Source organism: Bacillus sp. Hm123 (assembly GCF_051842975.2).
Taxonomy (GTDB): Bacteria; Bacillota; Bacilli; order Bacillales; family Domibacillaceae; genus Bacillus_CE.
Map to the genome: position 1 here is coordinate 775,959 of NZ_CM200277.1, position 24,286 is coordinate 800,244.

Below are 24,286 nucleotides of genomic sequence, written 5' to 3' on the forward strand. Positions count from 1 at the left end.
TGAAAGGGCAGAATCTACCCTTTTTCACTGCACACCTCTATTACGTAGAGGTGTTTTTTAATTTTATAAACATAAAGGAGAGAATAGAAAAGATGAAAAAACTATCGACTTCGATTTTATCGATGCTACTAGCGGCTGGGGTGCTCGCTGGTTGCGGTGAAGAGAAAGCGGCTCCGGAAAAAGAGCAAACGAATCCACCGAAAGAAACGCAAGAAGCGGCGTTTCCAGTGACGATTAAAGATGGTGCAGGGAAAGACGTTGTTATTGACGAAGATCCTGAACGCATCGTTTCTCTCGTTCCGAGCAACACGGAAATCGCGTTTGAATTAGATCTTGGGAAAGAAATTGTTGGGGTAAATGATTATGATAATTATCCAGAAGAAGTGACAAAGATCGAGAAAATCGGCGGTATGGATTTTAATGTTGAAAAGATTATTAGTTTAAATCCTGATCTAGTGTTAGCTCAAGCATCTGGTGCTCATAATTCGAAAGATGGCTTGAAGCAATTAGAAGACGCTGGCATTGATGTACTAGTTGTGAACGATGCTCAAAACTTTGACGAAGTGTATGAGTCAATTGAAATGATCGGTCAAGCGACAGGGAAAGCAAAAGAAGCGGATGAAGTCGTGGCTGATATGAAGGAAGATGTCGCAGAAATTGAGAAGCAAGCTGAAGCGATTACAGAAGACGAAATGAAAAATGTGTTTGTTGAAGTTCAACCAGCACCTGAAATTTACACGCCAGGAAAAAACACATTTATGAATGAAATGCTTGAAATCATTCATGCGAAAAATGCTTCAGCGGACTTAGATGGCTGGAAAGCAATTACGGAAGAAGCAGTCATTGAGAAGAATCCAGATGTTATCATCACAACTTATGGGTATTATATTGAAAAGCCGGTAGAGCAAGTGTTGAGCCGCAAAGGGTGGGAAAATGTAGCTGCGATCAAAAATAAAGAAGTGCACGATGTCCAGTCTGACTTAGTATCCCGTACAGGTCCTCGTCTGACAGAAGGATTAGAGCAACTTGCTGAAGCGGTTTATCCAGATGTTTTTAAGAAATAAAGTTTCCGCCTACGTTATTGCCTTTGCTTTTTTTATTATAGCGGTATTAGCCGGTATCTCGATCGGAACGATGCACGTTCCGGTTCGGGATATCGTCTTCTTATTATCCCACCATTTTTTCGGTACATCGATTAGCGGTATCGATCCATCCTTTGATAGTGTTGTTTGGAATATTCGTTTTCCACGCGTGTTGCTTGCTGGGCTCGTTGGCGCTTCGTTGGCGGTAGCAGGAGCGGCCTTTCAAGGGCTGTTACGCAACCCTTTAGCTGATCCCTATACGTTAGGGGTGTCATCTGGTGCATCCGCGGGGGCAGTGATGGTACTATTCTTTAATATTCAACTTCCTTTATTTGAACGATTCACGTTGCCGATTGTGAGCGTTATTGCGGCGATTGTTACTATTTTTATCGTTCTTTTATTTGCTCAAGCGATTGAGCGGTCGCTCAAAGTAGAGACGATCATTCTGACAGGAATTATTTTTAGTTCTTTTTTAGGGGCGATGATTTCGTTAATGATCGCGCTTACAGGGGAAGAGTTACGGCAAATTATCGGCTGGCTGCTTGGCAGTGTGTCGATGAGAGGCTGGGATTATATTCAGTTGATCGTCCCATTTTTCTTAGTCGGGACGTTGGTGCTCGTGCTCCATTCTGCAGAGTTGAATGCGATGACTTTCGGTGAGGAGAAGGCGCAACATTTAGGCGTTGATGTTCGCAGGAAAAAACTTGTGATTTTAGGCGCTGGCTCGATGTTAACGGGTGCTGCGGTGGCGGTTTCCGGAACGATTGGCTTTGTTGGTCTAGTTATTCCGCATTTTATCCGACTCGTGTGGGGACCGGATCACCGTCATTTACTGCCATTATCTGTTTTGATTGGGGCTGGCTTTTTAATTTTAACCGATTTAGTGTCGCGAACGATTATTTCTCCGACGGAACTACCGATTGGTGTCATTACTTCAGTCATTGGTGCTCCGGTGTTCGCCATGATTCTATTGCGTAAGCGAAGGAAAGGAAGAGGTGCTGCATGATAAACGTAGAACAAGTCGCCGGTGGTTACGGCAATCGAACGATTGTGAATCAGCTATCTTTTTCTGTTCAGCAAGGAGAGCTGTTTGGCATATTAGGACCAAATGGCAGCGGTAAAACGACGTTAATGAAAATGTTGAGTGGCGTCGTGCCGATCCAAGCGGGGGAAGTGACGATTCAAGGTCGAAAGCTCAAGGAATTCTCGGCGAAGGAATTAGCGAAAGTCATCGCCGTATTGCCGCAGGATACGTCCTTGCCCTTTGCTTATACGGTAAAAGAAACCGTCTCGCTCGGCCGCTACGCTCATCAAAGCGGACTATTCCCGGTGTGGAAGCGAGAAGATGAAGAAGCGGTGTTGCGAGCAATGGAAGGCACCGGAACGATGCGCTTCGCTGAGAAAACGTTAGACTCGTTGTCTGGTGGCGAGCGGCAACGCGTATATTTGGCTCAGGCGCTTGCCCAAGAGCCAGAAATTTTGTTGCTTGATGAACCGACGAATCACCTCGACCTTTCGTTTCAAAAAGAGCTGCTCGATTTATTGAAAAAGATGACGAGAGAAACAGGGCTCACGGTGGTCTCTATTTTCCATGATTTGAATTTAGCTTCACTTTATTGTGATCGCCTGCTGTTAATGGAAAACGGTCGCATTCATGGACTTGGCGTGCCGAGTGAAGTGTTGAAGGAAGAGCATATTCATTCCGTTTACCAAACGGCTGTGCAAAAGCGGCCGCATCCAGAAGTGCCAAAGCCACAAATGAGCATTCTTCCGTTGAAAATTGAGGAAGATGAAGCCCCGATTGAAATGGACGGCTCGCTTATTCGGCAAAGTGAAGAATTCATCGCCATTGATTCTCCGATTTTATTGAAAACTTTATCAGCAGGCGTCATTGGAGCTGGTTGGGGCTGGCATCGAAGCTTCGTCAATCGTCATGTCGATCAAGATTATAACTGTGACGATTTTAAAGAAGAGATGAAGCAATTTCTTGAGACGCATCATTTTGATGTGAATGAAACAGTTGGGATGATGACGGCGGTGGATCTAGAATATGTGTCTTATCGACTCGTTGAACAAGATGGGCTGTCTGTTTTCGCTGTCGTGACGGCTGGTGTTGGAAATGCTGTCGATGTGTCGCGGGCGATGGAGCATGAAACGATTATGCAACCGGGAACGATCAACACATGGGTATTTGCCAATGCTCACCTTTCAGAAGAAGCGTTTGTGCAAGCGATTATGACCGCCACCGAAGCGAAAGTGAAAGCGTTGTTTGATTATGGAGTGAAAGATCCGCTCACAGGCACATTTGCCACAGGAACATCGACTGACAGCATGTTAATTGCGGCGACCCAACGCGGGATGAGGCAGGAGTTTGCTGGAACGATTACGCCACTTGGTAAAGCAATTGGGAAAGCGGTGTATGAAAGTACGGTTTCTGCCCTGCGAAATAACGAGGAAGGGAGGCGAAGACGATGATGTATCACTTGTTCGCAATTACGCTTGCGTTTATCATTGATCGTCTCGTCGGTGATCCTCCTCACTGGCCTCATCCTGTTCGCTGGATCGGCTCCTTTATTGCCTTTTTAGAAAAGCGACTCAATCAAGGAACGCGAAAAAAGCAAAAAGGGGTGTGGATGCTACTAGCCGTTTTGTTGGTCACGGGAGGCATAAGCTTTTTACTGATCTCACTAAGTTATTTCATTCATCCGCTCGTTGGTGTTGCTGTGGAAGCGATCGTGATTTCGACGACGATTGCTTGCCGGAGCTTAAAGGAAGCAGGGTTAAGTGTGTATGAACCGCTGCAAGCTGGAGATTTACCGGAAGCTCGCTTGAAGCTATCGTACATCGTTGGTCGTGATACGGATCATTTGGAGGAAGCAGATATTACGCGCGGGGCGATTGAAACGGTTGCTGAAAACACAAGTGATGGCGTTACAGCTCCATTATTTTGGGCGCTGCTGTTTGGTGGTGTTGGAGCGATGATATACCGCGCCATTAACACATGCGATTCGATGGTTGGTTATCAAAATGAGCGCTACGGACAATTTGGTTGGGCATCTGCCAAACTGGATGATGTCGTCAATTGGTTTCCTGCTCGTCTCACTAGCTTTCTGATGCTGTTGTCTTTCCCAGAAAGTGACTACTCGAAAAAACAGGTGTGGTCGATCGTTCGCCGTGATGCGAAAAAACATCCAAGTCCAAATAGTGGCTGGTGTGAAGCGGCAGTCGCCGCTCAACTAGGCATTGAGCTTGGTGGTCTCAACACATATAAAGGGCGTGTATCCCACCGTGCCGAAATGGGGGAGCCATTGAAGCAAAAAAAAGCGGCGGATATTTTACTCGCTAACACCATTATGCAGCGGTCATCGCTATTATTTTTACTTACGTTATGGATAGGAGGGCTGCTTTATGAACTTGCCCGCTCATGGGGCGAATCCGGCTCATTTATATGAAAAAGTCAACTTAGCTTCACCTGCAACAATTATTGACTTTAGCGTCAATACGAATCCGTATGGACCACCTCCTTCTTTAAAAGAAAAGTGGAGCGAGTGGTTCTCGGCGGTGTCTGATTATCCTGATTCAGAAGGGCGTTCGTTAACTCAGTTGCTAGCCTTGCAAAATGGGGTGACGACGGATCAGGTGCTACTTGGAAATGGAGCGGCTGAAGTGATTCAATTTCTCGGACAATGGCTTCAAGGTGAGCGTATCGTCATTGTACAGCCTGCTTTTTCTGAATATGAAGCAGCTTGCTGGGCATATCAGTGTGACGTGGACTTTGTGGCGATCGATGAAGGAGTAGAGCGTATCGTTGAAGTGGCAAAAGAGGCGGCTGCCCTTTTCATTTGTACACCGAATAATCCGACCGGACTTGTGTTTCAGCCTGATGACCTTCGCTATATTTTGGATCAATTAAAAGAAAGCTCTTGCTTAGTGATTGTGGATGAAGCGTTTTATGATTTTGCTGGGGACTTTACGTACGCTACTTATTTAGCGGACTATCCACAGTTGGTGATTTTGCGTTCCTTAACGAAAATGTATGCGATCGCCGGACTTAGAATCGGTTATGCTCTCGCTGCTGAAACGATTATTGAGCGTCTCGCTCGTTTCCGTCCGCATTGGAATGTCAATGCCCTTGCCTTATTAGCGGCAGAAACGGCTTTACAAGATACGAGCTTTGTGGAAACGTCACGTCAATTGATTGAAGAAGAGCGTGAGCAGATGTTTGAATTTTTAGATAAAGAAAACTTTGACTTTACTCGCTCGGTGGTGAATTTCTATTTGCTTCGTGATCCGAGATTGTTAGACCAACGACCTTTACTTGAGTTTTTACTGAAAAAAGGATTGGTTCTCCGCCATACATACAATTATCCGACGTTAAACGGTCGCTGGCTTCGGGCAGCGGTGAAAACGAAGGAAGAAAATGATCAATTGAAAGAGGCGTTACTAGCATGGAAACAGCACCATTAACGATCATTGTTGGCGGTGTGCGTAGTGGAAAAAGCCGTTTAGCAGAAGAAAAAGCAGTGGCTGAAGCGAAACGGCGTGGCGGCGGACTTCATTATATTGCTTGTGGAAAAGTAACGGATGAGGAAATGGCTGAGCGTGTGCGGCTTCATCAACAACAACGGCAGCAATCAGAAGTTACATGGACAACATGGGAGCAACCGACTCAATTAGATCAACTGGCCGATCAATTTGCGAAACAAGACGTGATTTTACTCGATTGCTTAACGACTTTAGTAACGAACGAGTGGTTTTCAAGTAGTGAGGATGAAAGTGAATGGGAACACCCTTTATTTTATGAGCAGATTAAACAGCGAGTGATCACCGAAATTAATCGTCTTCGGCAAACCGTTGCCTCTGTGATCATCGTATCCAATGAGTTAGCCTTTGAGCCACTTTCGTCACCGCTCGTGTTCTATTATGCAAAAACATTGGGAGAGTTACATCAATATTTTGTATCAGAAGCGGATGAAGCGATGCTTGTTGAGCATGGCTTGCCGCTTATTCAGAAAGGAGGAGATGGCCTATGAAAGGTGTGATGCTGCAAGGAACCGCTTCAGATGTTGGAAAAAGCTTAGTGGCAACGGCTCTTTGTCGTTTACTTTGGCAAAAAGGGTTCCAGCCGGCTCCATTTAAATCGCAAAACGTTTCTAATAATTCATATGTCACTGCCTCGGGTAAAGAGATCGGTCGCGCTCAAGGGCTGCAAGCGGAAGCGTGTCAATTAGAAGCGATTCCGGCGATGAATCCCATTTTACTAAAGCCATCCGGTTCGGGGCGTTCAGAAATTGTGCTGCGCGGAGAACGCCAAAGCACGATTTCTGGGATGGCGTACCGGGAAACGTATTATGAAACGGCCTTGCAAGTGATTGAGCAGTCACTGAATGAACTGAACGACCTCGCTGATTTTCTCGTGATTGAAGGAGCAGGAAGTCCTGTTGAAATGAACTTAAAGAAAAGAGAAGTCGTCAATATGAAGGTGGCGGAAATGGCCGATGTGCCGGTTATTTTAATCGCGGATATTAACAGAGGGGGTCTGTTTGCCAGTGTCGTCGGAACGCTAGAACTGCTTGAACCACAGGAGCGTGAACGAGTGAAAGGGGTCATTATTAATAAATTTCACGGCGATCCTAAGCTTTTTGCAGAAGGAAAGCAATGGTTGGAGGAACGGACGGGACTGCCTGTACTTGCTGTTCTTCCGTATTTGCCGAATCATCGACTAGAAGGGGAAGATTCGCTGTCGCTCACCGATCGCTTTTCATCACAAACGAACAAAGCGTTAGACATTGTTGCGATCAAGCTACCTTATTTATCGAATTACAGTGACATGGAGCCTTTTTTACTAGAAAAAGATACGACTGTTCGCTGGGTGGATGCTGTCGAAGCATTTGGTGATCCAGATGCGGTCATACTCCCTGGAACGAAAAGCACGTTGCATGATTTGCAGTTTTTAAAAACGAGTGGATTAGCGGAGCGAATGGTTCAATATGCGAAAGCAGGAGGAATCGTCGCTGGCTTATGTGGCGGCTATCAAATTCTTTGTGAACAATTAATCGACCCGGACGGTCATGACTCAGGTGTTGAAGGGTATAGAGAAATTGGACTTGGGTTGATCCCAGGGAAGACCACTTTCTTCAACGAAAAAACAACGGTACGGGTTCAAGGAAAAGTAGCACAGCTACCAACGATTGATTTGAGTGGCTATGAGATTCATATCGGACAGACGGTGATTGAGAAGCCCGCTCCATTCGTCATTAGAGAGGATGGCAGCGAGGAAGGCTATTGCTCTGCGGATGGCCGCATCATCGGCACGTATTTGCATCATCTGTTCCATAACGATGCTTGGCGTTCCGAATGGTTAAATCGTCTACGACGTCAAAAGGGACTTCCTCTATCACAACTGAATATAATAGAAGAAAAGCAGCAAGCGTATGATGAACTAGCTCATCATCTAGAGCAGTACCTCGATTGGGAAAAATTTATGGCGATTGTCAGCGAGCAAGAAAGGGAAATGCAGTAATGAAGTGGAAAACTTATAAGAATGGATTATTATTAAGCTTTCAATTTTTTACGATTGTCCCAATTCATCGCGAATTGCCAATGGATGCCGCTCATTTACGAGCGGTGTTGCGGATGTTTCCGTTGTTTGGTTTGTTGAGAGGGCTGTTGTACGCGAGCATCTTTTGGGCACTGCTCGAATGGTCGCCACTGTCACAGCTCGGGAATGCGTTCTTGTTGTGGCTATTGCCGATTATTTGGACAGGGGGCTTACATTTAGATGGCTGGATTGATACGAGCGACGCTTTTTTCTCATATCGTGATCGCGAGCGACGCTTGGAAATTTTAAAGGATTCGAGAGTCGGCGCTTTTGGGGTATTATCGCTCATTATTTTCTTAGCGGCACGCTTTCTCTTTTTCTATGAACTGGTCGCATTTGGTGACAGTCAGCTGGCGTTCGTGATTGGTTTGATTCCGTTTTACAGCCAGATGGTGATGGGGTTATTACTCAATGGCACACCTCCAGCAAAAAAAGAGGGACTCGCTTATTATTTTCAACAGGGAAAAGATGCAACGCTCGCACTTCGTTATAGTGTCTGGCTTCTAGTGATGGGAGTTATTATTGTAGCGATCAGTCAGGCGCTCGCAACCTTTTTAATATTTACGGCTATCACAGCGATCTTTTTCCTTTTTGTACGCCGCAGCACGATGAAACATTTTGGTGGCATTACCGGGGATTTGCTCGGTGCTAGCCTAGAAGGAGTGGAAGCGATATTATGGATGACATTGTGGTTATTGGTCTCTATCGGCATGGGATAACGACGGATAATGAGCGAAAGGCATTCAGCGGCTGGACGAATTCGATTCTAAGTGAACGAGGGATACAGGATTTGCAGGCGATTCAACCGCTCATTCCTAATTATGAGAAAGTTGTCGCGAGCGATTTAAAGCGTTGCGTTGATACAGCGGGCATCCTGTTTCCTACGGAGACGGTCGATCTATGGCCGGAGTTTCGCGAAATGAACTTCGGGATTTTAGAAGGCAAGCGCCATCAAGAACTGGAGCATCTTGAGGAGTATGTCACTTGGGTAAGTGATCCGTTCACGAGCTTTTTGCCCGAGGGAGAGTACTTTCATGAATTTGGCTCTCGCATTCGCTCCGGCTGGAACAAATGGCTCGATGTAATGGAACAGCACGAGATGAAACGGGGAGCGATTGTCACCCATGGAGGCGTCATCCGCCAGTTATTAACGGAATTCGCTCCAGTGGAAAAACAGTTTTGGGAGTGGAAAGCAGACAATGGTCGCGGCTACGAACTAACGGCTTCCCTTTCATCATTAAGGAGGGGTGAGCGATGCATCTCATTACAGGCGGTGCCTTTAACGGAAAAAAGCAATGGGTAAAGGAAGAATATAGGTTGGAAACGACTCGGCATCAGTGGGTATCCTTTTATGAAAAAGAACAGCCGAACTGGACGGAAAACATCGTCGTGCTTGAAGGGATCGAAAGCTATATGAAACAGCTTGTCGAACAAACAGCAGATGCCAAGCTTGCACGAAAACAATGGAAACAACAACTACAAGCAGGGCTCGATTGGGAAAAAGCACAGTCTGACCGCAAACTCTTATTAATCGGCTCGGACATCACAAAAGGAATTGTTCCAATCGAAGCGCTAGACCGGATGTGGCGAGATGCTGCCGGCTGGTGTTTTCAAGAAGCGGCGAAACAAGCCGAACAAGTCATTGCCATCTGGTATGGCATTCCACAAATTTTAAAAAAACAGGAGGAACCAAAATGAGATTATACACGCGAACTGGGGATAAAGGAAAAACAAGCATTATCGGAGGACGAGTAGACAAAGATGATTTACGCGTAGAAGCCTACGGCACAGTCGACGAAACGAACTGCTTCGTCGGCCAAGCGATGACAGAGCTTGATCCAGAAGTTTTCAAAGATATTTTAGCAGACCTCGAAACGATCCAACACGAACTATTCGACTGCGGCGGCGACTTAGCCACCGTAACAGGAGCAAGAGGCTGGAAGCTACAAGCAGAAGCAGTCGAAGAGCTAGAAAAGAAAATCGACCAATACATTCAAGAAGCACCCGCACTAGAGCGCTTCATCTTACCAGGCGGCTCCAAAGCAGCCAGCACTATTCATATCGCTAGAACCGTCGTGCGCCGAGCTGAACGCCAAGTTGTTAGTTTAATGAAAGTCGAACCAGATATCCACCCGGTTACACTGCAATATTTAAATCGCTTATCTGACTACTTCTTTGCGATTGCCCGCGTGATCAATGCACGCCTTGGCGTGAAAGATGTAGAGTATGTGAGAAGTGCGAAAGTGTTTAGGGAAGGGAAGCGGATGGGGGATAAAGAGTGATATGGCTAGGGTGATTAAAATTATTTAATCTTGTACCATATTTCATAGATGTGTTTAGCAACCATCTATGAAATATGGCTTTTTGTTGTTGAGAATAAAATAAGTGATAAACTACAAAAAATTTACATTCCACGTAGTTGAGATAAAACCTTTACGTCGCAGCGGTTCTCGATACCTCGTATCATATTTACATTCCACTTAGTTGAGATAAAACCGATGTGTTGTATCCGCAAACATCGGCTGACCAAGATTTACATTCCACTTAGTTGAGATAAAACCAAGCCAAACCATATCCATATTAACTCGTTTGGAGCTATTTACATTCCACTTAGTTGAGATAAAACTGTTTATTTTAAATCGGCAGTGGCAGCCATAAGACAATTTACATTCCACTTAGTTGAGATAAAACGCAATGGCTTCATTCTTAGCCATCATATTACTGATATTTACATTCCACTTAGTTGAGATAAAACTTCAACAGGTGCGGCAACATTAAACGTAAATGATCTATTTACATTCCACTTAGTTGAGATAAAACACGAAGGCACGAAAGCAACCGTGGAACTAGCTACATTTACATTCCACTTAGTTGAGATAAAACAAATTTATTTCCCCAAGAACCTTTTCCATCAATTAAATTTACATTCCACTTAGTTGAGATAAAACTGGCACAGGAGACGGAAGCACAACGATCTTTTCAATATTTACATTCCACTTAGTTGAGATAAAACCCCTCATTTGGTCATTATAAAAAAGCACTTGTATCAAGGGTTTGTAAGTGATTCGTTAAGCCTATTTTAACATAAATTGCCGTAAAGCTGCAGTCGTGAATTTCACATTTTTGACAAATGAGCTTGAAAGTCAATAAGGACAAGGGTTAAACAGCTTTTTGGCAAAATAGAGCTTTACTGCAAATATGAAAAAAGTTATTCTTCAACTTTCTATATCTACTCAAAAAGTTAGCATAAGCCATTTTTCTAATCAATGTGAAGAGGGAATTATAGCATAAAGCCTATCCGAATTTTTATGAAGGTCATAGTTTATAATAGAAATAGATAGAAATTGAATCGTTTAGGGAGGTATTTATAATCATAAAAAATAAAAACACCTAGAGACCCAGGTGCTTTTATCATCCGCGTAGTTGAGTGAGTTAACAATTTAAAATTAATTTACATTCCACTTTGTAAATAGAAGTATATTATATCATATTTGACTATTAGAGCTCTCAAAAGTAATTGGAAATAAATTCTTGACTAACAAAATTTTCTATAATAGAATTATAACCATAATTATAAATAGTTAAGGAGTTGAGATGTTGAAACTTGAAGCTAGTTTTAAGACCGATCGTTTAATGCGCCGATATAATTTTCAGTTTGCTAGTGTAATAAAGGCTGCATTATCGGAATCCAATAAGGAGTTAGTCAACGAACTTTATGAATACCAAGGACGAAATAATAAGAAAATGAAGTCATTTGCTGGATCTGTTTTTTTACAATCATATGAAGTGAAAGAAGACTACTTTGATATAAGAGGAGAAGTTAAGCTTATTATTAGCAGTCCTCGGGCAGATTTGATGTTGTATCTTTACAATGGTTTAGTTCAGAAAAAGCAATATGAATATAAAGGGTATCATTTAGAAGTGACTAATGTGCGGATGCTAAGAGAAAGATTGCCTAAAAAAGAACGAGTGCTTTTCAAGGCATTATCGCCAATAGTTGTGAAGGAAAAAGGAGGACGTTTTTTATCTCCGACTGACCCGAATTATACAAAGGAATTAAACTACACTTGCAATGAAATAGTGAAAAGTATTCGTGGCTCAGAGTTGCGAAGATCACTTCATTTTCAACCTGTATTAATGAAAAAAAATGTTGTTCAGCTTCAGCATGATTCATTCAAACAATTAAACGATCAATCTATTTTATACGTTGAAGCTTATAGTGGCACCTTTGTATTAGAGGGGGACGTGGAAGATCTTCAATTATTAGCTCAAACAGGAATTGGCCTTCGACGTGGGCAAATGTTTGGGAATATTGAGTTTGTTGATGAATAAGGGAGGTGAGACTCATTGTCTATAAAAGTAACATTAGATGAATTTTTATATAATGCAGGGGTGCTTGGGTTACTCCGAGTATTTGATCACGCTGGAATAAGCTATACTTTGGATGGGCAGTCTGTTTTCTTTGACGAAACGTCCTTTGAGAACATGGAGGAACATTACTTTAATTATTTGATCTATCGTTATCAAGAAAACACATCTTGGTATGCGATGGTTTCTAAAGAAGAGATGGTTAAGTATTGTTTAGAAGCGGAAATTGATGAAAAAAAGTTAACTGAGCTTAATAAGTTTATCGAGAATACGAAAAGGTGGCTGATATCCAATAGTTATAAAAATACATACCACCTCATCAAGGGAGAAAACATCCCGATTGCTCAAATAGCTAAGACGCTGAAAAAAGTAACGATGAAAAAGAAAGAAGCGATCTCGGATGTAAAACCTCAAATTGAAGAGATGTGTTCAAAACTTTTGGAGTGTATCACCTATTTAAAACATCCAGAAGCTAAGAAATTTATTGTTGCCAGAAATTTAACCTACACAACTATTCAACCGTTTTGGACGAATGTATCTTTTTTAAATTCCAATGCAAGTAAAAAAGATATGTATCAAGAGTTTCAAAATTACTTCACACGATCTACACAAGACTTTATTGAATCCAAAAAAAATGAAAAGAAATATGCGAAAAATAAATTGAGCTGTGCCATATGTGAGCACAAAATGGCAAAGATGTCAGAATGTTTCGATTTAACGTGGTTGCAGAAAGTGGGAGTAGATGCAGCGAGGAAATCGTCTCATTACTGGAATCATAATCGTGATTTGTTTGTATGTCCGATTTGTAACTTGATCTATAGTTGTGTTCCTCTTGGCTTTACTTTAGTACAAGGAAAAGGGCTATTTATCAACAATAACCAATCAGTTGACAAACTGAAATCTTCTAATTCTATAACACTTCAGTCAAATGGAGAAATGATTCAATTTGATGACTTGGAGAATGTAGCTTATTCTAAGTTGCTAGACATGGTGGATCATAGCGCTAGTGCTCGAATACAGCTTGAAATCGAAAATATTCAAGTGGTGAAATTTGATCGAAATAATGAAGCAAGACCTTATACCTTTAACATTTTATCAAGACAACGTGCTGAAGTGCTCGTTCGATCCAAAAAAAGCTTGGACTATTTAGCAGGAAAGTATGCGAAAGAAGATGGGGAGTATATCGCTCTTTATCAAGATGTTATGAGACGTCTGTACAATGAGCAATCATTTTTTGATTTGTTATATCGTTTGCTGAGGTTATCAGCATCAAAAGAATTTTCAAATGGAGTAGCAATGTTTCATATTTTACAGATTTCAACGAATCAATTTAAAGGAGGAGAGAAGTTTATGACAGGAGAAGAGTTGAAAAAGATTCGTTATTACGGAACGAAACTTCGTAGTGCTTACCGTGGTTCTGAAAATAAATTAGGTGGCATTCTGCATCGTTTATTAAACGCATTGAAAGTGAAAAATGCTAATAAATTTATGGAAACTTTGATTCAAGCTTACAGTTATAAAAAGCAAGTTATTCCTGCTGTGTTTGTACAAGCTTTAGAGGATAAAGATAAATTTCAAACCATTGGCTATGCTTTTTTATTAGGACTTGAAGGATATAGTGGAGAAGAAAAAAAGGAGGATGAGTCTAATGAATAAAAAAGGATTAACATTAAGCATGATTTTTGAAGCGGAAAGTGCGAACTATGGTGAAGGAGTAGGGAATGTTACGTCTCTAAAGAAAATCTCTCGTGGTGATAATGAGGCTTATACTTACATTTCACGTCAAGCTTTACGCTACAACATTGTGGAGCAAATGGGAGCAATGAATACGCCACTTGGTTTAGATGGCACAGTACTTCAATTTCATCCGGAAGCAACGATTGCAGATTATCCTGAAATTGACCTTTTCGGCTATATGAAGACGGTAAAGCCGACGAAAACTAGATCAGCAGTCGTTAGGTTATCTAATGCTGTTTCTCTTGAAAGCTATAATACTGACATTGACTTCTTAACGAACAAAGGGTTGTTAGATCGCTTTAACGCAACTTTAGCTCAAGAAGAAGAAGCGAAGAAAGGTGGAAACATTGCTCAAAGTGAGATTCATAAATCCTTTTATGCTTACACGATCACAGTTGATTTAGATAAAATGGGAATTGATGCAAATGATGGATTGGAGATTCCGTTATCAGAGCGTGCAGCCCGCGTTAATGAATTATTAAAAACATTAAAGTTTTTATATCGTGATATTAAAGGACGTCGTGAAAACCTTTCACCAATATTTGCTATTGGTGGCGTGTACTCTATTAAAAATCCGTTTTTTGAAAATCGTTTAAAATTACATCAAAATTGCTTATCTGTTGAAACAATTCAAAGTGTACTCGCTTATGATGAAGAAGTAAGAGAATATACTCAAGCAGGTCTTGTGAAAGGGATTCTAGCTAACGATGAGGAAATCGAGAACAACTTACCAGTAACGTCAATGGCTGAATTCTTTCAACAGTTAGAGCAACAAGTGCAAAATTATTACCAATAAGTAGGTGATGAAGTGAAAGGGATTCGAATCGAAGCTTATCAAAATCTAGTAAACTATCGAAAGCCGGCTAGTTTTCAATTGAAAGAAACATTTCCACTTCCACCATACTCAACTGTGATTGGTATGATACATGCTGCTTGCAAATTTACTAGTTATGTGCCGATGAAAGTGAGTGTTCAAGGTCGGTATCATTCAAAGGTGAATGATTTATGGACACGTTACGAGTTTGCTGGTAACTCATTTGAAGAAGGCAGACATCAAGTGAAAGTAAGTGACGAAAGTGGAAAGACATATGGTATTACACGTGGAGTCGCTACAGCTGAACTGCTTGTAGATGTAGAGTTAGTGATTCATGTTGTGCCGGAGGATGAGTCGTTAGTGGGCACCATTAGGGAAGCGATGCGATCACCACAGGAGTTTTTATCCCTAGGTCGTCGGGAAGACTTGCTACAAATCACGAATATTAAAGAAGTAGAGATTGAAGAAGGAGAAATTGAAGACGATCAGTTATTTAAATTTGATATCTATGTGCCACAATCTGCGATAGAGGAAGAACAATCTTATAAGTTGTTGGGAACGTCTTACTTGCTGAATAAAACTTATCAATTGATAGAATTATCAAAAGGGAAAGTCATTCGGCAATGGGAGAAAATCAATGCTTTTCATATACCAGCTTCTAATACAAACAGTTTATACGCAGATTCGATTCTAGATTTAGATGAAGATGGTTTTGTTGTGTTTTTAGTATGAGTCAAAAAGAATGGGAGAAATTCCATTCTTTTTTTAGAAAGGAGAAAAATATGTTTGATCGACTATTAGCCAAATCAGAAAAAGGGAATCAAAAAGAAGAAACGATCATGGAACATACAAATGAGCTACTTAATCGTCATGCTCAATTGAAAGAATTATATCCTCATATTCTTTCAGATAGTGAATGGAACTTACTTTATAAAGCTTGCTATTGTCATGACCTTGGTAAAGCTAATACAAAATTTCAAAATAAAATTCGCAAAAAAGAAGAACAGATTATTGATCCACTTCCTGATCTTCCGGAGATCCCACATGGCTATTTAAGTGCAGCCTTTTTATCGAAAAAAGAGCTAGCAAAAGAGTTGACGAATGATGAAATCGGCACATTATATAAAGCTGTATTTTATCATCATGAACGTGAAGAAGATTCGTTAGACGTTAGGCGGAAAACTCTTGAAGAAGATGTGTCTCAGTATATTGATAGTTTGAAAACTCAAGGTTTTCAAGTAGATAAGGTTAAAACGAGTTATGCTCGTTACCTCAATAAAGCAGAGTTAAGAGGAGAAAGTCTTCATCAATTTATCAAAATAAAGGGCTTGTTAAATAAACTAGACTTTGCGGCTAGCGCCCATGTAGAAGCAGAAATTTCACATGATAGTTTAGTGCAACATTTGAATAATTTTATGCAGGAAAAGGGCTTTTCGCGAAATGAATTACAGCAATATTTGTATGAGAGGCAAGATCAAAATCATGTTGTGATCGCATCAACAGGTATTGGGAAAACAGAAGCCGCTCTTTGCTGGATTGGTGATTCAAAAGGAATATTTACTTTGCCATTAAAGGTATCTATCAATGCCATTTATGATCGGATGAAAGAAGATTTAAAATACGAACCAGTTGGTCTTCTTCATAGTGATACATTATCTGAATATTTACAGCGTGCAACGGAAGATGAATCATTTAATCCTGTATTAGTTACACAAACGAGACAATTATCTTATCCGCTAACAATTTGCACAATCGATCAGTTAATTGATTTTGTTGCAATGTATCCGGGGTTTGAAATGAAACTTGCTGTCCTTTCTTATAGTAAATTAGTGATTGATGAAATTCAAATGTATAGCCCTAGACTCGCTGCCTTTATCATTCTAGGATTAAAAAAGATTGTAGATATGGGTGGGCAATTTACTATTTTAACCGCTACATTTCCACCTTTATTGGGTGAACAAATGCGTCAAATGGGGATTCCATTTGAACAAAGAGAAGAACCTTTTCTAAAGAAAGATGAAAATGGTCAAACGATTGTTCGGCATTTTATGGAAGTTCGAGAAAAAGATTTAACAATAGAGGATATTATTCAAAACGGTGTAGATCAAAAGGTATTGGTGATTGTAAATACCGTAACAAAAGCTCAAAAGCTATATGATGATTTTAAAGCCATAGGTATAAACCCTCAATTGTTACATAGTCGATTTATCCAAACAGATCGAGCGAGAAAAGAACAGAATATTTTAGAGATGGGGAAACACAGTAATGAGAGTGTCGGAGTTTGGATCACTACCCAGGTTGTAGAAGCAAGTGTCGATATTGATTTTGATGTATTGTTTACAGAGCTATCGGAAGCTTCGGGTTTATTCCAAAGAATGGGTCGTGTCTATCGAAAGCGGTCTTATGATCAAAACAAACCTAATGTTTTTGTGTATACAGGCGAAGATTTGCCTTCTGGTATTTCAAGGACGAGTAAAAAATCAGTTGTCGATGCAACAATTTTTGAACGATCAAAAGAGGAATTATTACCTTATAGTGGTGATTTTGTGACGGAAGAAGACAAAATGAATATTGTAGAGAAGATTTATACGATGAAGAGTTTAGAGAACTCTAATTATTTAAGAGAGTTTCGCAATACGATCAACGATTTCGGAAACTTGTTAGCTTATGAATTAGATTCTAAACCAAAACTTCGTGATATTGATAATCAAAATATTATTCCATACAGCGTTTATGAAGAGAATGAACAGCAAATTCTTGCTCTTCAAAGTATTTTAAACGAGAAAAATCCATGGCAAGAAAAAGTAAAAGCTTCGACGGAATTGAAAAAATATGTTGTGGCTATTCCAACATGGGCATATAAGAATGCACAGAAACAGAAGTTGATAGGTTTAGTAATACGAGCGGGAGGTTATCAAACTTATCCGGTGATTCAATTCAAATATTCTCAAGCTGTGGGCCTTACGTATTCGATTGATGAAGATAGTCAATTTATGTAGGAGTGAGAAGTGTGGAGCAAATTGAAGATATTAAAGTAACAGGTTTACAAATTCAATATTACCATGTATGTAAGCGGAAACTCTGGTTATCAAGTCATCAAATATCATTTGAAGATGAGTATGATGTTGTATTGCAAGGAAAGATGCTTCATGAAACCTCCTATCAACGAGCGAAAATGAAAGAGGTAATGGTCGATGATTTTATCAAAATTGATATGCTCAATTCGGAATATGTAGGAGAGGTCAAATCAAGCAGCAAAATGGAGGAGGCAGATCGGGCGCAATTACTCTATTATTTGTACGTGCTTTTTCAAATGGGGATAGAAAGAAAAGGAAAAATTCATTATCCAAAGGAAAAACGTGTAGAGGAAGTAGAACTAACATCTCAACATGTAAATAAAATAGAAAGTTGGCTTGAGGATATTAAGAAGATTATTTCCGCAGCTCTTCCTCCTAAAAAAGAGAAATATCCTTATTGTACGAAATGTGCTTATTATCAATTTTGTTGGGTAGGTGAAGAATAAATTGAAAAATTTATACTTATTTAATAACGGGCGCTTACAAAGAAAAGACTCAACGATTTATTTCATACAAGAGGATGGAAGTAAAAAAGTCGTTCCGATCGAGCAAGTAGAAAATTTACATATCTTTAGTGAAATGGACTTTAATACATCTTTCTTCAATTTGTTAAATCAAAAAGATGTCAGTATGCATTTTTATAATTATTATGGATATTACTCTGGAAGCTATACGCCAAGAAAAAAGAAGGTATCTGGATATGTTGATGTATTACAAGGAGAGCATGTGTCTGATTTAGGGAAACGATTATATATTGCTCAGCAATTTGTGTATAGCGCTATGCATCACATGCTCAGAAATTTACGACGTCACAAAGAACAGACACAACCAGCTATTGATCAAATAATAGGATTAAGAAAATTAATTCCAACTGCCCAAGATATTCAAACACTAATGGGGATTGAAGGAAGTGCTAGATCAGTATATTATCAGAGTTTTAACGGGATTATTAAATACGAGGATTTTAAGTTTATGAAGCGAGAAAAACGACCACCAACTGATCCCATTAATGCACTGATCTCATTTGGAAATAGCTTAATGTATACAACTGTTCTGTCGGAAATATACAAAACGCAAATAAACCCGACGATTAGTTTTTTACACGAACCATCAGCAAGAAGGTTTTCGCTATCGCTAGATATTGCTGAAATTTTTAAACCATTAATTATGGATGCTCTCATTTTTCATTTGATCAACAATAGAATGATTCAGTTGCAGCACTTTGAGTATGTTGAAGAGAAAATTTGTTTATTGAATGAACAAGGAAGAAAATTGTTTATTTCAGAGTATGAAAAGCGGATGAGGCAGACGATCAAACATCGAAAGTTGAATCGTCAAACATCTTATAGATATTTAATCCGATTAGAGTGCTACAAGCTAATTAAGCATTTTTTGCGAGATGAAGATTATAAAGCATTGAAAGCATGGTGGTGAGATATGTTTGTCATTGTTTCTTATGATGTGGATGTAAAAAGAGTAGCAAAAGTGCATAAAATATTAAAAAAATACTTAACATGGACACAGAATTCTGTATTTGAAGGGGAGATTACAGAAGGGAAATTAAAGCAGTGCATGGCTGAAATTGTAGAAAAGGCAGATCAAGAATTCGATTCTATTTATGTTTATCGAGTAGCTAATCCTAATAATATACAGAAAGTGATATATGGGGTTGAAAAAGATTTTGAATCAATGTTTTTATAATTTGCAGTAAAGCTCTTTTTTGGTGAAGCGTGCTTGAACCCTTGTCCTTATTGACTTTCAAGCCCATTTGTCGAAAGTGTGCGATTCACGACTGCAGCTTTACGGCAATTTATGTTAAAATATACTTAATGAATCACTTACAAACCCTTGATACAAGTGCTTTTTTAAAACGACCAAATGAGGGGTTTTATCTCAACTAAGTGGAATGTAAATTCAAGAAGCCAATGCAAAATTTCGATCTCTCTATCGTGTTTTATCTCAACTAAGTGGAATGTAAATTTAATTCCAATAATGTTGTATCGGTCGCAGCTTGCGTTTTATCTCAACTAAGTGGAATGTAAATACATACTTAGCGATGTACTCCAAATCAGACACTCGGTTTTATCTCAACTAAGTGGAATGTAAATCTCAAAGATCATTTTTGGAATGGATGGACGGCTCCGGGTTTTATCTCAACTAAGTGGAATGTAAATGGGTTTAACACTGACGGAAACGATTGAAGGAGAACCGTTTTATCTCAACTAAGTGGAATGTAAATAATGCATTGATTGGTTCAAATGCTTTCGACGACAAATGTTTTATCTCAACTAAGTGGAATGTAAATCTTCAAAAGTCTGGCATTACACCGGACATTGTTGTCAGTTTTATCTCAACTAAGTGGAATGTAAATGAATTATTCCGCACCCCACAGGGACAGGTTGGATTAAGGTTTTATCTCAACTAAGTGGAATGTAAATCTCGAAGCCACTCGCCGCTTTCTTACTTTCTTTTTGTTTTATCTCAACTAAGTGGAATGTAAATTTAGATACCAACGATAAGGATCATGCGTCTCTTTTGTTTTATCTCAACTAAGTGGAATGTAAATGGTAACTTCCCTAAAGCCGAGAAATTAGCTCGTTGGTTTTATCTCAACTAAGTGGAATGTAAATAGAAAGCGAAGTGATGTACTTTAAATTAAACCAAGAGTTTTATCTCAACTAAGTGGAATGTAAATCTTTTACTGTATCTGGACCATCCCAGTTAGGAAATAGTTTTATCTCAACTAAGTGGAATGTAAATATCTTCCTAACATTGACCAATACCTCGACAATCTGTCGTTTTATCTCAACTAAGTGGAATGTAAATTGGCTGGATCGTAGTAAGGTGTTTTACTCACTCGAGTTTTATCTCAACTAAGTGGAATGTAAATTTTTCTCTTTACTACACACTTAAACAAAGGGTATAAGTTTTATCTCAACTAAGTGGAATGTAAATGAAGCAGATAATATTTCTAAATTTCTTGCTAAGGAGTTTTATCTTAACTAAGTGGAATGTAAATGGATGATTCATGACGCCGCCGTATCTGCCATCTATGTTTTATCTCAACTATGTGGATAAAAAGAAGGTTATGTAAGGTAGTGTTTGCCACTAGAGTATTCACATTCAGATGCGTTGCTTTCCTTAAAATTTTGTATTCCTTTCCGAAATAAAAATCGATCATGTATGGGGGCGATGTTGTTTAAGTTCTTTCTCTCTAAACCAAAAAAAGAGACAGCCCACGCTATCTCTTTTTTTCACCATCTTCTTATTCTACTTCCCAACACTCGCACACATTGCCCGCTCCAAGTAAGCTTTAAAGTCTTCACTGCATAGCGGTTTGCTAAATAAGTATCCTTGTCCTTCGATGCAGCCGTCTTCGATTAAGATTTGGAGCTGGTCAGCTGTTTCGACTCCTTCTGCGATGACGTTGAGGCCGAGGGCGTGGACGAGAGTGAGCATGGCTTTGACGATGGCACGGCTTTCTTCGTTTTCATGGATGTCTCGAATGAAGGAAGCGTCGATTTTTAATGTGTTGATTGGCAGTTCCTTTAAGTAACTGAGAGAGCTGTAGCCAGTGCCGAAGTCGTCGATGGATATCGATATGCCTAAGTTTTGTAGTTGTTGTAAGACGAAAGTGGCGTCATCGATATTGATAAAGACGCTTTCGGTGACTTCGATTTCAAAGAATTTTGGCTCAAGGCCTGTTTCTTGTAAGATTGCTTGGACTCTTTGGATAAAGTCTGATTGTTCTAGTTGATAAGGTGATACATTGACGGATAGTTTCAGTGAAAATCCTTGTTCATTCCATTTCTTTGCTTGTTGGCAGCTTTGGCGCATGACCCATTCACCGAGCGGTAAGATGAGGCCTGATTCTTCTGCGAGTGGGATGAATTCTGCTGGAGAGATTCTTCCGAGTTCTGGGTGATTCCAGCGAACGAGTGCCTCCATGCCGATGATTTGTTTTGTTGTCAGGTCTAGTTTCGGTTGATAATCTAGATGGAATTGGTTATCTGTTAGAGCTTTTTTTAAGGCGTTTTCTTTCAAGATTCGTTCGATTGATTGACGCTCCATTTCTTGATCGAAAAAGGCACAGTCGTTTCGGTTATTGTTTTTTACTTTATATAGTGCCATGTCTGCATGGGTGAGTAGGGTGCCGGCTTCTTTTCCGCTTTCCGGAAAAGTGGCAATTCCAATGCTGCATGACATTGTATAGTGTTGATCGAATACTTTGATTGGTCGATTTAAATTCGCTCGAATTCGCTCAGCCACTCGTTGGACTTCCTCTTGATTAGTTATATTTTTTAACAAAATCGTAAATTCATCGCCACCATGTCGAGCGATGACATCCCCATCCCGGACGCTATTTTTAATTCGCATAGCTGCTTCAACTAAGACAAAATCACCTTTATCATGTCCACCTGAATCATTGACGTTTTTAAAATGATCAAGGTCGATGATCAACACCGCAAGTGAGCGACCATTCTTTTTCACTGCTTCAACTTCATCGTAGAGCGAGTTCATAAAGTATCTTCTATTAGGCAGATTCGTTAATGGATCGTGATAAGCGAGGTGACGAATGATTTCATCTGACTTTTTTCGATCTGTTGTATCGCGTGTGACCACGACAAAATGTTGTATCGCATCAGCGTTGTCGTAAATTGGATTTAAGTTCGTTTCCGCATTCATATACGATCCATCTGCTTGTTTAAATCGAAATTCGAGCTTCGATGATATTTTCTTTTTTTGAGCGATGTTTTTCAATTCGGTTAAGACTCTCTCTTGATCCTCATCATGAACCCAATGTAAGAAAGGCTGTGATTGTAAAAGAGATAGGTCATATCCGAGTAGATTTTCGTGTGAAGGGGATAAGTAATGAAAGTGTCCCTTCATATCGATGATCGCAATGAGATCGGATGAGTATTCGGTAATGAGTCGATATTTTTCTTCCATTGATTTGCGGGCTGTTATATCGTTACGAATCGATACGTATTGATAAGGAAGTCCTTTGTCATCAAGAAAGGGAACGATCGTTGTATCTACCCAATAGAACGAGCCATCTTTCGCTCTATTTCGAATTTCTTCCTTCCAGATGCGACCTGAGCCGATCGTTTTCCACATCGTTTGAAAAAAAGTTGGGGGATGGAAGTTCGAGTTTAATATATTATGATTTTTTCCGATTAATTCTTCACGGCTATATTTAGAAATGTGACAAAATTGATCGTTGACATAAAAGATATTTCCTCGCTTGTCTGTCATGGCGACAATTGAAGATTGATCTAATGCATATTGGATATCAATTAGCTCTTTTTGCATCTTTTTAAACAATTCATCGTCAGAGCCAATATTACTGTGAACCATTCTATGACCTCCTATAAGTTTGACTAATTCTTTATATAAAGTCGGACAACATGATTTTTACAAAAAATTCACTTTGTTTTTACCTTTTTTACAATAACTATATCACAATTAAGGTTTTTTTTTCTGTGTTCATTTGGAGAAAATAGAAATTTCCTTGAAAAGTAGGAAATGATAATATGTAGATAGAACTTTTAGATAATTAAATGATCAGTTTAAGGGGGAGAGACGAGATGAAGAGATTATCAGTGATCGTGTTATTTGTGATGCTGTTAACTGGTTGTGGCGATAGTCTTTATGAAGAATCGATGAAGCAGGCGAAGTTAGCGATGGCGAATGGCGAGTTTGCTAAAGCGAAGGCATCATTTGAACTCGCATTAGATGAAAAGCCAGATGACCCTGAAGCCTCAGGAATTTATGAACAGTTAGTCGTGTATGAAAATGTTCAAAAGGCGATTGAAAATGGTCAATGGGATGAGGCATTGACAAAAGTTGAGGGCTTAAAGAAAAAGAAGAATATCGAAAAAAGCTTAAAGCAATCGTTTGATGAATTAGTAAGAATGGCTGAAAACGGGAAAGAAAATGAACGTGTTGTTGCGGAAAAAGTGGAAACGATTAAAGGACTAGTGAGTGAAAAGAACTATGAATCGGCTCAAAAGTTGATTGATGAAATGAAACAGAATGAACAGTTGAAGGTCGCTTATCATCTTTTTTCTAGTGAAGTCGATCAGCTGTCATCAGAGATTCAGTCAGGTATTCAGCAACAGGCAGAAGCGAAAAAGGAAGTAGCGGTTCGAGAAGCTGAAGCTGTCAAACAAAAAGCTGAGAATGGAAGTAGAAAAGTAGAGTACTATTCAAAGCTAGAGCAGACTGAAATGGGGATGGCAGATTTAGAATACATATATGAACAGGGGACGACTGTGGAAGTGAGAGAGGCGGAATCGAAGCGGTATAAACGTTGGGATGACGCATTGAATGAAATATATGGTGCATTGAAACAACAGCTACCATCTAATGAAATGGAACAATTACGTAAGGCCCAGCGTAAATGGATCACGTATCGAGATGAATCAGCAGAGAGTGCTGCGGCTAGTTACGAAGGTGGATCATGGGCATCTGTACAATACGTTAGTACACAAGCTGAATTAACAAAACAAAGGTGCTATGAGCTTGTAGATCGATATATGAAATGATAGGAGCAACTTGTCTACTACGGAAGATGACGAACAGAGAAAAGGGTGCGAGTCAGTAA

Annotated in this window: 21 protein-coding genes and 2 CRISPR repeat arrays; of the genes, 20 read left to right on the top strand and 1 reads right to left on the bottom strand. The window is 39.9% G+C overall.

The features are described 5' to 3' along the window. The first annotated feature begins 92 nt into the window (after positions 1-92). The 19 genes from ACSVDJ_RS04040 (at position 93) to cas2 (ending at position 19,380) form a co-directional block, all read left to right on the top strand. Positions 93-1,064, top strand: coding sequence for an ABC transporter substrate-binding protein (locus tag ACSVDJ_RS04040; protein WP_439170189.1), 972 nt, complete (start codon positions 93-95; stop codon positions 1,062-1,064). After that, positions 1,027-2,088, top strand: coding sequence for a FecCD family ABC transporter permease (locus ACSVDJ_RS04045; RefSeq protein ID WP_439170190.1), 1,062 nt, complete (start codon positions 1,027-1,029; stop codon positions 2,086-2,088). The genes ACSVDJ_RS04040 and ACSVDJ_RS04045 overlap by 38 nt, the downstream gene beginning before the upstream one ends. Continuing rightward, positions 2,085-3,557: a bifunctional ABC transporter ATP-binding protein/adenosylcobinamide amidohydrolase gene (locus ACSVDJ_RS04050; RefSeq protein ID WP_439170191.1), complete on the top strand. Its 1,473-nt coding sequence runs from the start codon at positions 2,085-2,087 to the stop codon at positions 3,555-3,557. The genes ACSVDJ_RS04045 and ACSVDJ_RS04050 overlap by 4 nt, the downstream gene beginning before the upstream one ends. Continuing rightward, positions 3,554-4,534 carry an adenosylcobinamide-phosphate synthase CbiB gene (gene cbiB, locus ACSVDJ_RS04055; protein WP_439170192.1) on the top strand — a complete coding sequence of 327 codons (981 nt, stop codon included), beginning with the start codon at positions 3,554-3,556 and terminating at the stop codon, positions 4,532-4,534. Before ACSVDJ_RS04050 ends, cbiB begins: the two co-directional genes overlap by 4 nt. Next, a complete protein-coding gene (cobD, locus tag ACSVDJ_RS04060) occupies positions 4,491-5,549 on the top strand; it encodes a threonine-phosphate decarboxylase CobD (RefSeq protein WP_439170193.1) in 1,059 nt (352 codons plus the stop codon). The genes cbiB and cobD overlap by 44 nt, the downstream gene beginning before the upstream one ends. Further along, the gene (locus ACSVDJ_RS04065; protein ID WP_439170194.1) at positions 5,531-6,115 is read left to right on the top strand and encodes a bifunctional adenosylcobinamide kinase/adenosylcobinamide-phosphate guanylyltransferase; all 585 of its coding nucleotides are present in this window, start codon (positions 5,531-5,533) and stop codon (positions 6,113-6,115) included. The genes cobD and ACSVDJ_RS04065 overlap by 19 nt, the downstream gene beginning before the upstream one ends. Beyond that, positions 6,112-7,605, top strand: a complete 1,494-nt coding sequence (locus tag ACSVDJ_RS04070; protein ID WP_439170195.1) for a cobyric acid synthase — start codon at positions 6,112-6,114, stop codon at positions 7,603-7,605. Before ACSVDJ_RS04065 ends, ACSVDJ_RS04070 begins: the two co-directional genes overlap by 4 nt. Beyond that, a complete protein-coding gene (gene cobS, locus ACSVDJ_RS04075; RefSeq protein WP_439170196.1) occupies positions 7,605-8,402 on the top strand; it encodes an adenosylcobinamide-GDP ribazoletransferase in 798 nt (265 codons plus the stop codon). Before ACSVDJ_RS04070 ends, cobS begins: the two co-directional genes overlap by 1 nt. Continuing rightward, a complete protein-coding gene (locus ACSVDJ_RS04080) occupies positions 8,360-8,986 on the top strand; it encodes a histidine phosphatase family protein (RefSeq protein ID WP_439170197.1) in 627 nt (208 codons plus the stop codon). Before cobS ends, ACSVDJ_RS04080 begins: the two co-directional genes overlap by 43 nt. Further along, positions 8,938-9,381 (top strand): bifunctional adenosylcobinamide kinase/adenosylcobinamide-phosphate guanylyltransferase, encoded by a 444-nt coding sequence (locus ACSVDJ_RS04085; RefSeq protein WP_439170198.1) that lies wholly within the window; start codon positions 8,938-8,940, stop codon positions 9,379-9,381. Before ACSVDJ_RS04080 ends, ACSVDJ_RS04085 begins: the two co-directional genes overlap by 49 nt. Further along, entirely contained in the window at positions 9,378-9,965 is a 588-nt protein-coding gene (locus ACSVDJ_RS04090) for a cob(I)yrinic acid a,c-diamide adenosyltransferase (RefSeq protein ID WP_439170199.1), read from the top strand. The genes ACSVDJ_RS04085 and ACSVDJ_RS04090 overlap by 4 nt, the downstream gene beginning before the upstream one ends. 120 nt (positions 9,966-10,085) lie before the next feature. Beyond that, a CRISPR array of direct repeats spans positions 10,086-10,696; the repeat unit is 29 nt; unit sequence ATTTACATTCCACTTAGTTGAGATAAAAC. A gap of 581 nt (positions 10,697-11,277) precedes the next feature. After that, positions 11,278-12,015: a CRISPR-associated endoribonuclease Cas6 gene (cas6, locus tag ACSVDJ_RS04095; RefSeq protein ID WP_439170200.1), complete on the top strand. Its 738-nt coding sequence runs from the start codon at positions 11,278-11,280 to the stop codon at positions 12,013-12,015. A 15-nt stretch (positions 12,016-12,030) separates the two neighbouring features. Then, entirely contained in the window at positions 12,031-13,707 is a 1,677-nt protein-coding gene (locus ACSVDJ_RS04100; protein ID WP_439170201.1) for a Cas8a1 family CRISPR/Cas system-associated protein, read from the top strand. Beyond that, positions 13,700-14,584, top strand: a complete 885-nt coding sequence (gene cas7i / locus ACSVDJ_RS04105; protein WP_439170202.1) for a type I-B CRISPR-associated protein Cas7/Cst2/DevR — start codon at positions 13,700-13,702, stop codon at positions 14,582-14,584. The genes ACSVDJ_RS04100 and cas7i overlap by 8 nt, the downstream gene beginning before the upstream one ends. A 12-nt stretch (positions 14,585-14,596) precedes the next feature. Then, the gene (cas5b, locus tag ACSVDJ_RS04110) at positions 14,597-15,334 is read left to right on the top strand and encodes a type I-B CRISPR-associated protein Cas5b (protein ID WP_439170203.1); all 738 of its coding nucleotides are present in this window, start codon (positions 14,597-14,599) and stop codon (positions 15,332-15,334) included. Continuing rightward, positions 15,331-17,601 carry a CRISPR-associated helicase Cas3' gene (gene cas3, locus ACSVDJ_RS04115; RefSeq protein ID WP_518620066.1) on the top strand — a complete coding sequence of 757 codons (2,271 nt, stop codon included), beginning with the start codon at positions 15,331-15,333 and terminating at the stop codon, positions 17,599-17,601. The genes cas5b and cas3 overlap by 4 nt, the downstream gene beginning before the upstream one ends. Positions 17,602-17,612: 11 nt before the next feature. Next, the gene (cas4, locus tag ACSVDJ_RS04120) at positions 17,613-18,125 is read left to right on the top strand and encodes a CRISPR-associated protein Cas4 (RefSeq protein ID WP_439170205.1); all 513 of its coding nucleotides are present in this window, start codon (positions 17,613-17,615) and stop codon (positions 18,123-18,125) included. A 1-nt stretch (position 18,126) separates the two neighbouring features. Next, positions 18,127-19,113 (top strand): type I-B CRISPR-associated endonuclease Cas1b, encoded by a 987-nt coding sequence (gene cas1b / locus ACSVDJ_RS04125; RefSeq protein ID WP_439170206.1) that lies wholly within the window; start codon positions 18,127-18,129, stop codon positions 19,111-19,113. A 3-nt stretch (positions 19,114-19,116) separates the two neighbouring features. After that, positions 19,117-19,380 (top strand): CRISPR-associated endonuclease Cas2, encoded by a 264-nt coding sequence (gene cas2, locus ACSVDJ_RS04130; protein WP_439170207.1) that lies wholly within the window; start codon positions 19,117-19,119, stop codon positions 19,378-19,380. Positions 19,381-19,564: 184 nt separating this feature from the next. Then, a CRISPR array of direct repeats spans positions 19,565-20,698; the repeat unit is 29 nt; unit sequence GTTTTATCTCAACTAAGTGGAATGTAAAT. Positions 20,699-20,949: 251 nt separating this feature from the next. On the opposite strand, the gene ACSVDJ_RS04135 is transcribed toward cas2, so the two are convergent. After that, on the bottom strand, positions 20,950-23,037 hold the full coding sequence (locus tag ACSVDJ_RS04135) for a sensor domain-containing protein (RefSeq protein WP_439170208.1): 2,088 nt from the start codon (positions 23,035-23,037) through the stop codon (positions 20,950-20,952). Between the two features lie 230 nt (positions 23,038-23,267). Here ACSVDJ_RS04135 and ACSVDJ_RS04140 point away from each other — a divergent pair, with 230 nt between their 5' ends. Then, the gene (locus ACSVDJ_RS04140; RefSeq protein ID WP_439170209.1) at positions 23,268-24,227 is read left to right on the top strand and encodes a lysozyme inhibitor LprI family protein; all 960 of its coding nucleotides are present in this window, start codon (positions 23,268-23,270) and stop codon (positions 24,225-24,227) included. Positions 24,228-24,286 lie beyond the last annotated feature (59 nt).

Bases quoted from the DNA above. Each gene is read 5' to 3' on its own strand.
- ACSVDJ_RS04040 (WP_439170189.1), top strand. From the start codon at position 93: ATGAAAAAACTATCGACTTCGATTTTATCGATGCTACTAGCGGCTGGG.
- ACSVDJ_RS04050 (WP_439170191.1), top strand. From the start codon at position 2,085: ATGATAAACGTAGAACAAGTCGCCGGTGGTTACGGCAATCGAACGATT.
- cbiB (WP_439170192.1), top strand. From the start codon at position 3,554: ATGATGTATCACTTGTTCGCAATTACGCTTGCGTTTATCATTGATCGT.
- cobD (WP_439170193.1), top strand. From the start codon at position 4,491: ATGAACTTGCCCGCTCATGGGGCGAATCCGGCTCATTTATATGAAAAA.
- ACSVDJ_RS04065 (WP_439170194.1), top strand. From the start codon at position 5,531: ATGGAAACAGCACCATTAACGATCATTGTTGGCGGTGTGCGTAGTGGA.
- ACSVDJ_RS04070 (WP_439170195.1), top strand. From the start codon at position 6,112: ATGAAAGGTGTGATGCTGCAAGGAACCGCTTCAGATGTTGGAAAAAGC.
- cobS (WP_439170196.1), top strand. From the start codon at position 7,605: ATGAAGTGGAAAACTTATAAGAATGGATTATTATTAAGCTTTCAATTT.
- ACSVDJ_RS04080 (WP_439170197.1), top strand. From the start codon at position 8,360: ATGGATGACATTGTGGTTATTGGTCTCTATCGGCATGGGATAACGACG.
- ACSVDJ_RS04085 (WP_439170198.1), top strand. From the start codon at position 8,938: ATGCATCTCATTACAGGCGGTGCCTTTAACGGAAAAAAGCAATGGGTA.
- ACSVDJ_RS04090 (WP_439170199.1), top strand. From the start codon at position 9,378: ATGAGATTATACACGCGAACTGGGGATAAAGGAAAAACAAGCATTATC.
- cas6 (WP_439170200.1), top strand. From the start codon at position 11,278: ATGTTGAAACTTGAAGCTAGTTTTAAGACCGATCGTTTAATGCGCCGA.
- cas7i (WP_439170202.1), top strand. From the start codon at position 13,700: ATGAATAAAAAAGGATTAACATTAAGCATGATTTTTGAAGCGGAAAGT.
- cas3 (WP_518620066.1), top strand. From the start codon at position 15,331: ATGAGTCAAAAAGAATGGGAGAAATTCCATTCTTTTTTTAGAAAGGAG.
- cas2 (WP_439170207.1), top strand. From the start codon at position 19,117: ATGTTTGTCATTGTTTCTTATGATGTGGATGTAAAAAGAGTAGCAAAA.
- ACSVDJ_RS04135 (WP_439170208.1), bottom strand. From the start codon at position 23,037: ATGGTTCACAGTAATATTGGCTCTGACGATGAATTGTTTAAAAAGATG.
- ACSVDJ_RS04140 (WP_439170209.1), top strand. From the start codon at position 23,268: ATGAAGAGATTATCAGTGATCGTGTTATTTGTGATGCTGTTAACTGGT.